We start from the raw sequence: 14,220 nt of genomic DNA, 5'->3' as shown, positions 1-14,220 counted from the left end.
AAATATCCTTAATAGTCTTATTTCAAACCTTTTTTTAAAAATTTATTTATTCTAAGATTTTTTCCCTTTTATCTCATATCATTTTTAATATTTATCTCTTTATCTATATATGTTGCTGAATAAAAAAATAGTAGAAGAAATTGAGTGGACCTGTTTTGTATAGTAAAAAAGCAAATAGAAGCTATAGCTCTCTATTTGCGCGATATTTCTTTAGCTTCCTAGCAGCAGATGCTTGGCTAATTCCTAGTAATTCAGCTACTTTATAGCTTGAGGGATATTGTTTATACGTATGTAAGAGAATATGTTTTTCAATTCTTTCTATTCTCTCTTTTAAGCTTTCATTATTCTTTTGTAGTGGTAAGTCAATAAGGTCTGGTTCGATTTGCTTGTTCTTAAAGAGTGCTTGGGGTAGGTGACTTGGGTAAATAATGACAGAATCAACTGTTAAGACAAGTCTTTCTATTAAATTCTCAAGCTCGCGCACATTTCCTGGCCAATGATACTCTGTTAAGTATTCGTAAGTCTCATTATGAATCTCTTTCTCCATATGATATTTATTGTTCATGATGGACAGATAATGACTTACTAAAAAGATGATGTCTTCTTTCCGTTTTTTTAAAGGGGGAATTTCAATGGGAATTACATTGATACGATAATAAAGGTCAAGGCGGAAATCACCTTTATTGACCATTTCCTCTAATGGGCGATTCGTGGCTGTAATCAGTCTGAAGTGACTCGTTCGCTCTGTATTACTGCCAACTCTTTTAAACTTCTTTTCTACAAGTACTTTTAATAATTTGACCTGTAAGGATAACGACAATTCTCCAATCTCATCTAAAAATAATGTGCCATGATGTGCTTGTTCAATTAACCCTTTTTTTCCATGCTTATGGGCCCCAGTGAAGCTCCCTGGTTCATAGCCAAAAAACTCTGTTTCGAATAAACTTTCTGGAATGGTACTGCAGTTAACCTCAATGAATGGTTCTTTTTTTTCTTTACTTAGTTGATGGATTTTTCTTGCCCACATACTTTTTCCAACACCAGATTCACCTAATAATAAGACGGTTGCGTTTGTATTGGCTACCCGATGAATCGTTCGTTTGATTTCTTCCATTTTTTTGTTACGATATTGGGCATTTTCTTGTTCTCTAAGTGCTTTTACGACCTGCTGATAATTTTGGATTTGTCGCTCTAGCTCTTTATATTGTAAATGAAGTTTATTTATTTCTGTTTGATCTTGAGCATAGCTCACTACGAATTGTATTTGATTGTTATTATCAAATATTGGGTAGGCGGTAGTCATAATGATTTTTCCTGTTAGCGTTTGCTGCATCAGTTCTACTTGTTGTTTCTTTTTTATTACTAGTGCTGTAATTGAAGGGTTAAATACGCCTTTTGCCTCTAATTCATAAACTGTTTTACCTAAGCAATCTTCTTGCCTTACACCATAAACAGACCAATGTTTTGGATTGAAATATAAGATTTCGCCTACGCCATTTGTAATTGTAATATTATTATTGGATGTGAGAACGATTGTTTCTATTAAATGATGAAGTGATGAATTTTCCATATAAAAACTCCTTTGCATATAAACCTCTCTTTAATTATACAATAATTCAAAATATAATTAATAATTAATTTATTGATTAAAAAAGTCAAAAATGAATTATTAAATTCATTAATGATAAAGAAGTTTCTTCATTTAATAAGTTTTATAAATTTGGCATAAGAATTGCATTATAAATAGTAATATTCTAAATAATCACATAATGGAGGAATTGACATGACGACATTATTAACCACAGAGTTATCTGAATTAGACAAGAAGCATTTTATCCATCCAACTAGCTCAATTGCCCAGCAACAGGCGGAAGGTCCGAGCCATATATTTACAGAGGGTAAGGGCGTATATTTGACAGATACAAACGGACATAAAGTTATTGATGGTATGTCCTCGCTTTGGAATGTCAATATAGGCCATGGTGTGAAGGAAATGGCTGAAGCAGCTTATGAACAAATGTCTAAACTCGCCTTTACATCTAATTTTAGCACTTTTAGTAATGAGCCAGCGATCCGCTTAGCAGAAAAGTTGTCAAAAATACTACCAGGAGATCTGAATGCTGTCTTTTTTACATCAGGGGGTTCCGAATCAAACGATACGGCATTTAAATTAGCAAGACATTATTGGATATTAAAGGATCAACCAGAGCGCCAAAAAATTATTTCCCGGAAAATGTCGTATCATGGTGTTGCAATGGGGGCTACAAGTGCTACAGGGTTAAAACCGTTTCGTGATTTTACAAATGCTAATGCGCCCCATTTTCACTATGTAAATTCGAGCGTAGAAGAATTCCGTACATTAGTAGAGAAGGAAGGACCTGAGACAATAGCCGCTTTTATTGCTGAGATTGTTCAAGGTGCAGGCGGAGTCAACCTCCCACCAGAAGGCTACTTTAAAGAGATAAGAAAAATATGTGATGAATATGGCATCTTAATGATTATCGATGAAGTCATTACTGGCTTTGGAAGAACAGGAAAATATTTTGCCATTGAACATGAAGAGATTCAACCAGATATGCTTTGTTTTGCCAAAGGTGTAACAAGTGGATATGCCCAATTAGGTGGAGTTGCATTTAATGATCGCCTACACAATGATTTTAAGACTCTCTCAAAGGGCACTCTGTTGCATGGTTATACGTATAGCGGTCATCCAGTGGCTTGTAATGTTGCTTTGAAAAATATTGAAATCATTGAGAGAAATGGTCTTATTGAGAACGCGAAAAAAATGGGAGAGGAATTGTATAAAGGGCTAAAGTACTTAGAAGAAAAACATGAAATCGTGACAAATGCAAGAGGGTTTGGTTTACTTGGTGGCATTGACATTGTCAAAGATAGTCAATCTGGTGAGCGTTTTGCTGAATATTTAAGTCCACTCATTGTGAAGGAAGCTGCGAAGCTAGGGTTGATTTTGCGAACAGTTACGTATGATCATGACTCGATTGTTTTTTCACCGCCGCTCATCATAAACAAAGCAGAAGTAGAGCAGATGGTTAATATCCTTGACCAGGCGATTTCGAATGTAAAGAGAGAGGTGTTAAAAGGTTGAAGATTGATACAAATAAAAAAAAGTATATGCGCTACAACCCTGCTAATACTGATGAATTAATAGGAGAAGTAGAAGAATCATCCCTAGCGGAGGTAGACTTAGCGGCTACTTCTGCTAGGCAAGCCTTTTTAAAATGGAAAAACAAGCCTTCAATTGAACGTGGGGAAATTTTACGAGTAGCTGCAGATCTATTAGAAGCAAATATGGAAGAACTGGCTATACTTGCGACAAAAGAAACAGGAAAGGTTATAAGAGAGACGAGAGGTGAAATAGGAAGAGCAGCAGCGATTCTCCGATATTATGGGCAAGAAGGATGGAGACAAATTGGAGAGCATATTCCTTCTGCGTTTATTGGAAAAACTCTCTACTCTTCTAGAGTGCCGATTGGACCGATAGCTGTTATTTCTCCATGGAATTTTCCAATCGCCATCCCAATCTGGAAAATGGCCCCAGCATTAGTTTTCGGAAATACAGTTGTTTGGAAACCATCAGAGGAATCTACATTAACAGCAATAAAACTAGCAGAAATTCTGTGGCAAGCAGGGTTACCTAAAGATGTGCTACAAATGGTTAATGGTTCAGGAGCAACGATTGGAGAGGCATTAGTTCGTCATAAAGAAATAACTGCAGTTACATTTACAGGGTCAAACCAAGTAGGCAATCAAATTGCTGTTACTGCTGCATCTCAGCAAAAGAAGTACCAACTTGAGTTAGGCGGGAAAAACCCTGCGATTGTAATGGCTGATTGTGATTTATCTTTTGCTGCGCAATCATGTATAGACGGTGCAATGAAACAATCAGGGCAACGCTGTACAGCAACGGGCATCGTTTATGTTGAGGAGGCAGTCTATGATTCTTTTAAAACGATATTGGAGGATACAATCAATGAATTGAAAATAGGAGATCCATTATCAGAGATGACAGATATTGGTCCGGTGGTATCAAAGAGACAATATGAAAAAGTACAATCCTATATCCAAAAAGGATTGGGAGAAGGTGCAGAGCTTGTTTGCGGTAGGAAGTCGCTTGCTGATACATATTGGCAAAATGGTTACTATATTCAACCGACAATTTTTGAAAATGTGAAAGAAAACATGAGGATTGTTAAGGAAGAAATCTTTGGCCCAGTTCTTTGTTTAAGGAAAGTAGCGAATTACAAGGAGGCATTAGAAGCAACGAATTCCTCTAAATATGGCCTAAGCGCTTCTATTTTCACGAATAATCTTCACCAAGCATTTCATTTTATTCAACATGCTGAAGCAGGTATGGTTCAAGTCAATGGAGAGACTGGAGGTGCAGAACCCCAAGCACCATTTGGGGGAATGAAGGCATCAAGCTCAGGTAGCAGAGAACAGGGACAAGCAGCAATTGAGTTTTTTACAGAGATAAAAACAGTATCTATACAAACTTTTGAAACATTAGATGGCAATTAAATCTGAAAGGGTTGAATTTTATTAACAAGAATAAAGTCCTGTCTCGATTCGATGTGTTGTTTTTGTCTTTTGGTGCAATGATTGGCTGGGGGTGGGTTGTGCTTTCAGGCAACTGGGTTCATACTGCTGGTTCTGTTGGAGCAACGATTGCCTTTATTGTTGGCGGTATTTTAGTTTCTTTTGTCGGACTTGCTTATGCAGAATTATCATCAGCAATGCCGACAAATGGGGGAACGATGATTTTTGCAGAAAGAGGTATTGGACGTAAGTCTGCTTTTATTGCTGCCTGGGGGTTAGCACTTTGCTATATATCAGTCGTCGCTTTTGAAGCAGTTGCCCTGCCGACCGTTGTAGAATATTTGTTTCCTAATTATAAAGTTGGTTATATGTACACCATCAATGATTATGATGTCTATCTATCCTGGGTTTTAGTAGGAGTCGCAGGTGCCCTATTTGTTACCATTTTTAACTTCTTTGGTGTGAAATCAGCTGCCTTTTTACAGATGGTATTGACGATCGTGATTGCTTTAATTGGTGTCATGCTCATTGCAGGTGCCGGTGTGACTGGAAGCTTAGCAGATGCTGAACCACTTTTTGTAGGGGGCGTTTCAGGTATTATTGTTGTTCTAGTGATGACTCCATTTATGTTTGTCGGTTTTGACGTTATCCCACAAACGGCTGAGGAAATGAATATACCTCCAAAATCGATTGGACGCCTTTTAATAATGTCAGTTGCCTTTGCTGTTATATTCTATATTGGAGTAGTCATAGCAGTAGGAATAGCAGTAGATAAAACAACTCTTTCGACATCGGTTTTACCAACCGCGGATGCGATGGCAATCATATATGGTTCTGATCATTTTGCCACCATTTTGATTCTTGGAGGAATTGCTGGGATATTGACGAGTTGGAATGCCTTTATTATTGGAGGTAGTCGTATTCTTTGCTCAATGGCAGAGAAGGAAATGATTCCCGCTTGGTTTGGTCGCTTACATCCGAAAAATAAAACGCCAACGAATGCGATTCTGTTTATTGGTGGACTATCAATGTTAGCGCCACTCTTAGGTCGTCCAATGCTTGTATGGTTAGTAGACGCTGGTGGGTTGGCCGTTCTCTTTGCCTATTTAATCGTCTCTATTGCCTTTTTGCAATTACGTAAAAATGAGCCAGATATGCTTCGACCATTCAAAGCAGGGAATTCTAATATTGTCGGATGGTTAGCGGTTCTATTAAGTATTGGCTTTATTATCCTCTTTTTCCCAGGAATGCCTGCTGCATTAATCTGGCCATATGAATGGGTCATCTTTGCAGGCTGGTGGGTTATAGGTGGTCTATTAATCTATCTTAAACGGGAAACTTATATGAAGAGTAGCAAAGATATATCTAGTTCAAAAACAATGTAACCATTCATTTGTTTACGAATGTAGCAAGAAATTTTTTCAAAGAAGATTTTGCTAGCATATGAGTGATAAAAGTATTTTGCACCCTAATAGGGTGTTTTTTTTTGTGCCTATTTTCCTATATTCTAGTAAAAATTTTATTAATCATCCGATATTATTATAGTAGACTAATAGTTTTATATAGTCTTATAACTCGTTTGTGGGTGTAAAGACCTATATGCGAGTAAAAAATAATAAGGAGTTATAGGAAAATGAAAAAAGCAACGATTCATGTGAATGAAGCAAGTAAAATAGTAAATATGTCTGTAGCAGGGCAGATGACGATGGAGGATGCAAAGCTTTTTGTTGAGGAATATGTGGCAAAAATCGGTCCGATCAATGGTCCGGATTATGACCTTTTTGTTGATTGTACGGAAATGAAGCTTTTATCTCAAGAGCTGTCTGATAATTTGACAGAAGTGATGAAAATGTATAAAGAGACAGGCTTCAAGAAAGTCATCTATACGATTAAGGAAAATGTAGTCCTCAAAATGCAATTGGCAAGAGTGGCGAGAAACGCGGGTCTTTTACAAGCGAGTGTTGAAGAGGCTTAAATAAGTATGAAGAGCTATTCTATTTGGGTAGCTCTTCATACTTATTTATATGGAAAATAAATCATATCAAGAGGAGAATTGAAAGTGACAGAACAGAATATTAAAATGCGTGCAATAGCTATTTATCATCCTGAGAATGTTGTGACAAATGATTTTTATATTGAACATTTTAAGAAACAAGGGAGGGATATTACACATTTCCTTGAAATCATGGGTAGAAAAGAGCGATACATCATTGATAACAGTAAGGAGAATAGCTTATCAATGGGAATAGAAGCAGCGAAAAGGGTATTAACTAAGGCTGAAATGGCTGGAGGGGATATAGATCTAATCGTCTTTTCCACACAGGTACCTGAAAGGACGTTTCCAAGTCATGCGATGTATGTACATGAGGCCATTGGTGCCAAGAATCATACAATGATATATGATAGTAATGCAAATTGCGCAGGTATGACTTTAACAGTGGAAAATGTGTCACGTTACATGATGGCCAATCCACGTGTGCAAAAAGCATTGGTGATTGGATCGGATGCGAATAGCATCATATCTCACCCTCAGCAAGAGATTACCTTTGCCAACTTTGCTGATGGAGCAGCAGCTCTTATTTTAGAAAAAACAACAGAAGAAACAGGTTTTATTGATGCCATATTCGAAGTGGATTCTGCGAATAAAGATAATATTGTCTATCCGCAGGCAGGTTTTTCTCAAACGAGAGGACAAGCAGAAAATATTGTTTTCCTACCTTTTGATGGAGCAATGGCCATTCCAGTTGCTTGTGAAATGATTGAAGAGTTGCTTGAAAGAAATAACCTAACAATAGGAGATGTAGATGCTTACTGTTTCTCTCAATTTGCTTTATCAAACATTAAGAAAATACAATCACATTTTGAAATCACACAGGAAAAGATCATCTACATAGGTGATAAGTATGGTTATACCACTACAAGTAGTCCTTTTATTTGTTTATATGAAGGTATTGAAACAGGAAGGATTAAAAGAGGCGATACGGTGTTATTTTGGACTATTGGTGCGGGGCATGAGATGGTTGCCATGTTGTTTAAGTATTAAGCAAGGAGGTATATCATTATTAAATAAAGAAAAACCAACATATAGTAGTGACTCCTAAAAGTTAGAGCTTTATATTAAGCAACGATTTGGCTGGCATGAACATGGTATAGAACCACTCATGTCTGCCATTTTTTCTTTATGCGTTTATTTATATAATGAATGATCTACTCTCCTTTAATTTTCTCAAATGAGTAGCGTGCTTTTCTGAAATACATTACCTGATATAGTAATCCAAAAAAGTTCTCCATATGTGAATTGCCTAAGCAGTTTCCTTTGGGGGAAATACTCTGGAACTCATGTATTAGGTGAAGTTTACGGCATGGTTAGATATAAAAAGAATGAAAGTAAAATGTTAAGCTCCAAAAAAAATGGGGGGATTGAATGAGTTGGAAGGATTTAGATATAGAGAAAATTAATACAATTGAAAAGTTAGTGGCTGAGTTTGAAGTATCTGCTTTATCTTTTTTTGAAGAAGTATATAAAGGTGACCAAATTCCTTTTGGTTCCTTTAAAGTGAGAATCTATGAACAAAAAGAATCTAATACCTTTATTGGTTATACAAATCTAAAACTAAAAGATCCTTTAGGTGGTTTTGAAGGAGCAGTAGGATATGGCTTAAAAATTGAGGATGCCTTAGTAGACATTATAAAAAACTTCAAGAACAATGTTTGTGATTATATGGATATTTGTAAAAGGAAATTAAATAAGGATGACTTTTCCTTAGTAAGTTATGACGAGTTTTAGTAAAAAGCCCCTTCTCAATCGAGAGGGGCTTTTTACCTGAACAGCTGTTTGTTTTAAAGAACATCTTTTCACAAATTAATTACTAATTAAGTAAATTCGCTTCTAGCCAGTTTGTCTTAACGAATTGCTTTAGCGAAATCTCTTTGGTTCAAACCTCGCTCCTTTTCTAAATTCATCAACTCTGTTTATCAAATACATCTCATCTTTCTTTTTACAAGTATTTACATTTTTAGTTTGTTCACACAATGGAAAGGTATATTCCTACAAAACACTCCACATAAGGAGTATCACTATTATATAATTTTGCTGGCTTGATTCTGCATATAAACTTATACCTTGACTTAGAGTTAACTAGAGGGGTTATTCTAGTTTTGTAAGAAACAAACAGGTCAATTCTCTTTAAAATCAAATTATTGGAGGTTTAAACAAATGATAACAGCTAAAGCAAGGGCAGTAGACGGTCCAGACAAACCATTTAGAGTTGCAGAAATTAAAAGACGTGATCTTGATTCACAAGATGTTCTGATAGAAATTAAATATGCGGGCATATGTCATTCTGATATTCATACTGCTCATGGTGAATGGGGTCCAGTGAACTATCCACTTGTACCCGGACACGAGATTGCGGGAATCGTCACAGATGTTGGAGCCGAGGTGACAAAGTATAAGGTTGGGGACCGAGTAGGAGTCGGATGTATGGTTGATTCTTGTGGTGAGTGTGAGAACTGCCGTAAAGGAGAAGAGCAATATTGTTTAAAAGGAAAAGTCGATACTTATGCAGGTGTTGATAAATACGGGGAGCCCACTCAAGGTGGCTATTCAACCCACATTGTCGTATCGGAAGATTTCGTACTCAGAATACCTGATAATATTGAATTTGACGTAGCAGCACCATTACTTTGTGCGGGTATTACAACATATTCTCCGTTAAATCATTGGGGAGCAGGTCCTAACAAGAAAGTAGCAATTGTTGGTATGGGGGGGCTTGGACATATGGCTGTTCAAATTGCACATGCAATGGGTGCTGAAGTCACTGTTCTGTCTCGAACATTGAAGAAAATGGACGATGGTCTGAAGTTAGGTGCAGATCATTACTATGCAACAAGTGACCCAGAAACATTCGAGAAACTTGCTGGATGCTATGACTTAATTATTAATACGGTAAGTGCAAAGATTAATCTGGATGCCTATTTAGGACTACTCAATCTTGATGGCGCGCTAGTAAACGTAGGCGCTCCTGCAGAACCACTGTCACTAAACGTGTTCAATCTAATCGGTCATCGTCGTTCATTTGCTGGGTCTATGATTGGAGGCATCCGGGAGACACAGGAAATGTTGGATTTTTGTGCTAAACATAATATTACTCCTGAAATTGAAGTGATTTCAGCTGATCAAATTGACGAAGCTTATGAACGAGTAGTAGCTTCCGATGTGAAGTATAGATTTGTAATTGACATCAGTACAATGTGAATGACGTAACCGATATTTATGGGGTACAGCCAATGGCGGTACCCCTATAAAAATTAAATATTAGTAACTAAAAAGACGTCTTTATTTGTTCGTTAAGACCTATGTTCTGAATTTTTCTTTACAAATCCCAATTTTTGCTTTTCATCAATTTACTGTATTCTTCAAAATATACCTTTTCTGAATCTGACGCTCTATCATTCCTAATCCATTTTTTATAACACTTATACCAGATTAAACTAAGAACTCATCTTAAAATAGCCTCTGTTCATATCAAATCTTGCTTTTTTTCTCTTATATATTACAGTTAACTCTAGCTAAAATGACCCATTTATTCTTTTTACCCAATTTCTAATGAACAGATGCCTTTGCCAATCAACAAATACCATGATATAATTTCTTTCATTTCTAGAGTTAACTCGAAATCTATATCGTAAATAAAGAAACGGAGAGTAATAATGAAGACATATTCTATCAGCGAGGTTGCTAAAGAATTGAATCTTACCGTATATACCTTGCGCTACTACGACAAAGAAGGACTTATGCCATTTATAGAACGTACTGCTAGGGGAACAAGACAGTTTAAAGAATCCGATATCGAAGCTTTAAAAATAATTGAATGTTTAAAAGCCACCGGAATGCCTATTAAAGAAATAAAAAATTTTATTGATTGGTGTTCTGAAGGAGATTCCACCTTGCAACAAAGATTTGATATGTTCATGGAACGAAAAGCTATAGTGGAATCACAACTAGAGGAATTAAACAAGACAATGGAACTCATCAAGCATAAATGTTGGTATTACAGAACAGCTTTGGATTCCGGAACTGAAGATATTCATAAAAATAATAAAATAGAAATTCCTTTTAACTAAATATAGTTCTAAGACAAAGTCATTCTGTAAGTTCTTTTATTCCTTGTGAACCGTCAAGTACGATGTTCGGGATTTGAAGAATGAGTAATAATATGAAGCAAACGGGCACTCTTCCTATTATTTATTGGCCCCAACTTGGTCCCAAAAAGCATTATCTTACCCTGTTTTGCAAAGTAAATAAAAACGAAAAAACCCCTGAAATGTTGATCTAACAACATTTCAAGGGGTTTATTAGCATTAAAATGCTTAATGCTAATATTAACGAGAGTAGAACTCAACGATAAGAGATTCGTTAATTTCTGCTGGAAGTTCAGAACGCTCTGGTAAACGAGTGAAAGAACCTTCAAGTTTATCTGCATCGAAAGATACGAAATCAGGAACAAAGTTGCTAACTTCAACTGCTTCTTTCACGATATCTAGGTTACGAGATTTTTCGCGAAGAGTAATTGTTTGACCTGGTTGCATGCGGTAAGAAGGGATATCTACACGCTTGCCATCAACTAAGATGTGACCGTGGTTCACAAGTTGACGTGCTTGACGACGAGTACGAGATAAACCTAGACGATAAACAACGTTGTCTAAACGAGATTCTAAAAGAATCATGAAGTTTTCACCGTGTTTACCAGTCATTTTACCAGCTTTATCGAATAAGTTACGGAATTGGCGTTCATTTACACCATACATGTGACGAAGCTTTTGCTTCTCTTGTAATTGTAATCCGTACTCAGATAATTTTTTACGTTGGTTAGGACCATGTTGTCCAGGAGCGTAAGGACGCTTTTCTAATTCTTTACCAGTGCCGCTTAGAGAAATACCAAGACGACGAGATAATTTCCAGCTTGGGCCAGTATAACGAGCCATAATATGACTCCTCCTTTTTGTTTTTATTTGGGTAAAATAAAAACAGTTGTGGTCATCTTTACGCACATTTTGTTTTCAAGTATCTTCGCCCTCGCAGCAGAGGGTTACACAATACCCCATCAACAAAGATTGTTAGAGGAACAAAATGAAACATTAAAGTACACACAAAAGCTGCGATATTTTACACAAAGACTATTATACAATCTTTATTCATTAGAAGTCAATGTTTTGCTGAGTGTAATATGTAGTCAATCAGTAATCTTCAATGTCGAGGTTGTAAGTTGAAAACAATTAATGAAAATGAGTCAATTCCTTATGAACATAGTAAAAACTATAATAAAGAATGATTGATATTGTAAAATATATGATATAATATAGTTCTAAAGTATCTGTTTTGGAGTAGGTTAAAAGAACTATAGTATAGAAAAAAATAGCTAAGTGTAATAATAAATATATTTAAGTGTGATTATCTTTTTTTGTCATTTGTTAAGTCATAAAAATGACAATCTTCATACCATTTAAGAGACGATTAATTATGTCTGTTTTATACATCTGGATTTAGTACATATTCTATCTAAAATGTGGGTGATAAACAAACCACTTTTGAATATAGGTGATATAACTATGGATAAGGAAAATGAAGTAAAAGCGTTACTAGAAATAAAAAGTAAAATATTGGACCTTATATATAAAGGGAACATTTCTAAGAATCAATTTGATGATTTTGTTAAAGAGGTTGCTACTAGTTTAGGATGTATAGCAGCGGGATTTTATTTCGTAAATGAGTGGAAAAGGGCATATCTCATTGAAGGAGAATACCATGCTGAGTTATTGTCTTTACCTGCTATTATTCCTATCGATGAGGTTTATCGTGAAGATCATCCATTCTATATTAATAAAAAACAGGGAACTTATTCGAGTAAAGATGGATGCTTACTCATCTTCTTCCTTCAGCGGTTAGATGGTTTACCAGAGTATTTGGTTTTGCTAAGGGAGGATCAGCAATTTATGTTGAGCCAACCATTTATGAATGAGCTTACAGAAGTCTTGAGTTCCTATGTGTTATTTAAAGGTAAAATAAATGAGCTATACGATGAAAAACTGCATTACACGGAATTGTTCGCATTTGTCGAACGTTTTAGTTTTCATAGAATATTAAAATTGGACGTATTATTAAGTGAAATGTTAAAAATTCTGGATAGGCTATATCCTTCTTTTCAATATTATTTATTGTTGACACATGATTATGAAGAAATCAATCAATTACCAGTGAGGGATCTAGATTATCAGGAGGAAAACAGTCTCGCACTTGAAGCGTATGTATCAGGCGAAGTAACAATAGAACAAACATCAACTGACATTGTCCTATATGCTCCTTTTTTAGGAAGCCAGGGGGTGTATGGTGTTCTCCAAGTGATTACTAAAGGGATATATGCCATTCCTAAAGCAGATCAAAAGTATTTTGGTTTAATTGCGAAAATGACAGGAGCAATCATTGAAAATATTCAATTACATCAACAGTCACAACAATTAATTGGTGATTTGCAATTTATAAATGAAACATCACAGCAATTAAATGCTGATTTGCGTTTTACAGAGACGATTCATTTTATGACAGAACAAATAAAGAAATCATTTCATGCAGAAGAAGTGGGTTTTTTCTTGTCTCAAGATGGTGAAAAATGGACTCCATTAAGTGGTAGCACAAGTTTCTTCTTTGCAAAGAAATCGAAAGCTTTTGTAACATATGTGCAAAAACTGATGTTAGAGAAGAAAGATGCGCTCTTTATTGGCGATTTAACGATTCCCTATATGAAAGCTAGTTACCGTTCTCTTATGGCCGTACCAATGGGAAACTTAGGGGATATGTGGGGGTTTGTCGTGATTTTGCACCCTATGCCTTATTACTTTCCGTTTGATTCATTTAAATTACTCCAAGCATTAATTCATCATACAACACTTGCATTTAAGAATTCGTTATTAAGAGAGGAATTAGAAAAGTTAGTCGTAACCGATCACTTAACGCAACTTTTTTCACGAAGTTATTTGGATAATCAAGTGGAACACTCACTAAAAAGTGATGAAAAAGGTGTTTTAATATTAATCGATATTGATGATTTTAAAATGATTAATGATGAATATGGTCATCAAGTCGGCGACGATATTCTTATTCAAGTAGCAGATATCATCATTCATCATATTAGAGCGAGTGATGTGGGCGCGAGATGGGGAGGAGAAGAACTGGCGATTTATCTTCCAAATGTAGATGCGAAGATCGGTGTTTCTATCGCTAGAAGGTTAAAGGAAAAAGTGAGTCGATTAACGAGTCCAAATGTGAGTATTTCCTGTGGAGTGTCACATTGGAAAGCTAATGAAGAGGAGAGCTATGCAACCTTATTTCACCGTGCTGATGTAGCATTATATGAAGCGAAAAATGCAGGGAAAAATAAAGTTGTTTTTTTAGAAAAAGATAGAGACTAAGAGGTTGATTAGTTTAGTTGGATAGAAATTAAATAGATGGGGTTTAGAATGAGAACTTTTAATGTCCAAACTGGACACTTAGTTCACAAACGCCCAATCCTATTTAGTTAACGCCACTTATACCAGCCTCTTTGTTTAATTAGACACCGATTAATAATAATAATCGTTGAAAATTCTTGTGTGGTAGCATATTCT

The 14,220-nt window shown here is 35.8% G+C and carries 11 protein-coding genes; 9 read left to right on the top strand and 2 right to left on the bottom strand.

Annotated features, from left to right (window positions below; all coding sequences use genetic code 11):
- Nucleotides 1-181: 181 nt before the first annotated feature.
- Nucleotides 182-1,570 (bottom strand): sigma-54 interaction domain-containing protein, encoded by a 1,389-nt coding sequence (locus tag MKX83_RS18015; RefSeq protein WP_095372254.1) that lies wholly within the window; start codon nt 1,568-1,570, stop codon nt 182-184.
- Nucleotides 1,571-1,783: 213 nt separating this feature from the next.
- Here MKX83_RS18015 and MKX83_RS18010 point away from each other — a divergent pair, with 213 nt between their 5' ends.
- The 8 genes from MKX83_RS18010 to MKX83_RS17975 all read left to right on the top strand — a co-directional run bounded on the left by MKX83_RS18010 (nt 1,784) and on the right by MKX83_RS17975 (nt 10,683).
- Nucleotides 1,784-3,106: an aminotransferase family protein gene (locus MKX83_RS18010; protein ID WP_307316798.1), complete on the top strand. Its 1,323-nt coding sequence runs from the start codon at nt 1,784-1,786 to the stop codon at nt 3,104-3,106.
- Entirely contained in the window at nt 3,103-4,539 is a 1,437-nt protein-coding gene (locus tag MKX83_RS18005; RefSeq protein ID WP_341056845.1) for an aldehyde dehydrogenase family protein, read from the top strand. The genes MKX83_RS18010 and MKX83_RS18005 overlap by 4 nt, the downstream gene beginning before the upstream one ends.
- 11 nt (nt 4,540-4,550) lie before the next feature.
- A complete protein-coding gene (locus MKX83_RS18000) occupies nt 4,551-5,942 on the top strand; it encodes an APC family permease (RefSeq protein WP_370873355.1) in 1,392 nt (463 codons plus the stop codon).
- A 248-nt stretch (nt 5,943-6,190) separates the two neighbouring features.
- Nucleotides 6,191-6,532, top strand: coding sequence for a hypothetical protein (locus tag MKX83_RS17995; RefSeq protein WP_095372256.1), 342 nt, complete (start codon nt 6,191-6,193; stop codon nt 6,530-6,532).
- A 105-nt stretch (nt 6,533-6,637) separates the two neighbouring features.
- Nucleotides 6,638-7,600 (top strand): ketoacyl-ACP synthase III, encoded by a 963-nt coding sequence (locus tag MKX83_RS17990; RefSeq protein ID WP_341058645.1) that lies wholly within the window; start codon nt 6,638-6,640, stop codon nt 7,598-7,600.
- A 381-nt stretch (nt 7,601-7,981) separates the two neighbouring features.
- Nucleotides 7,982-8,344, top strand: a complete 363-nt coding sequence (locus tag MKX83_RS17985) for a hypothetical protein (protein WP_341056842.1) — start codon at nt 7,982-7,984, stop codon at nt 8,342-8,344.
- Nucleotides 8,345-8,773: 429 nt separating this feature from the next.
- Nucleotides 8,774-9,814, top strand: coding sequence for an NAD(P)-dependent alcohol dehydrogenase (locus tag MKX83_RS17980; RefSeq protein ID WP_095372258.1), 1,041 nt, complete (start codon nt 8,774-8,776; stop codon nt 9,812-9,814).
- Nucleotides 9,815-10,269: 455 nt separating this feature from the next.
- On the top strand, nt 10,270-10,683 hold the full coding sequence (locus MKX83_RS17975; protein ID WP_095372259.1) for a MerR family transcriptional regulator: 414 nt from the start codon (nt 10,270-10,272) through the stop codon (nt 10,681-10,683).
- A 258-nt stretch (nt 10,684-10,941) separates the two neighbouring features.
- Here the strand turns inward: MKX83_RS17975 and rpsD are convergent, their stop codons facing one another.
- Complete coding sequence (gene rpsD / locus MKX83_RS17970; protein WP_095372261.1) at nt 10,942-11,544, bottom strand: 30S ribosomal protein S4; 603 nt, start codon at nt 11,542-11,544, stop codon at nt 10,942-10,944.
- A gap of 624 nt (nt 11,545-12,168) precedes the next feature.
- Between rpsD and MKX83_RS17965 the strand changes: the two genes are divergently transcribed.
- The gene (locus MKX83_RS17965; RefSeq protein WP_233435210.1) at nt 12,169-14,025 is read left to right on the top strand and encodes a sensor domain-containing diguanylate cyclase; all 1,857 of its coding nucleotides are present in this window, start codon (nt 12,169-12,171) and stop codon (nt 14,023-14,025) included.
- Nucleotides 14,026-14,220: the final 195 nt, after the last annotated feature.

This window comes from Cytobacillus sp. FSL M8-0252 (genome assembly GCF_038007345.1).
Classification (GTDB): domain Bacteria; phylum Bacillota; class Bacilli; order Bacillales; family Cytobacillaceae; genus Cytobacillus; species Cytobacillus kochii.
This window is presented reverse-complemented; position numbering and strand designations above follow the sequence as displayed.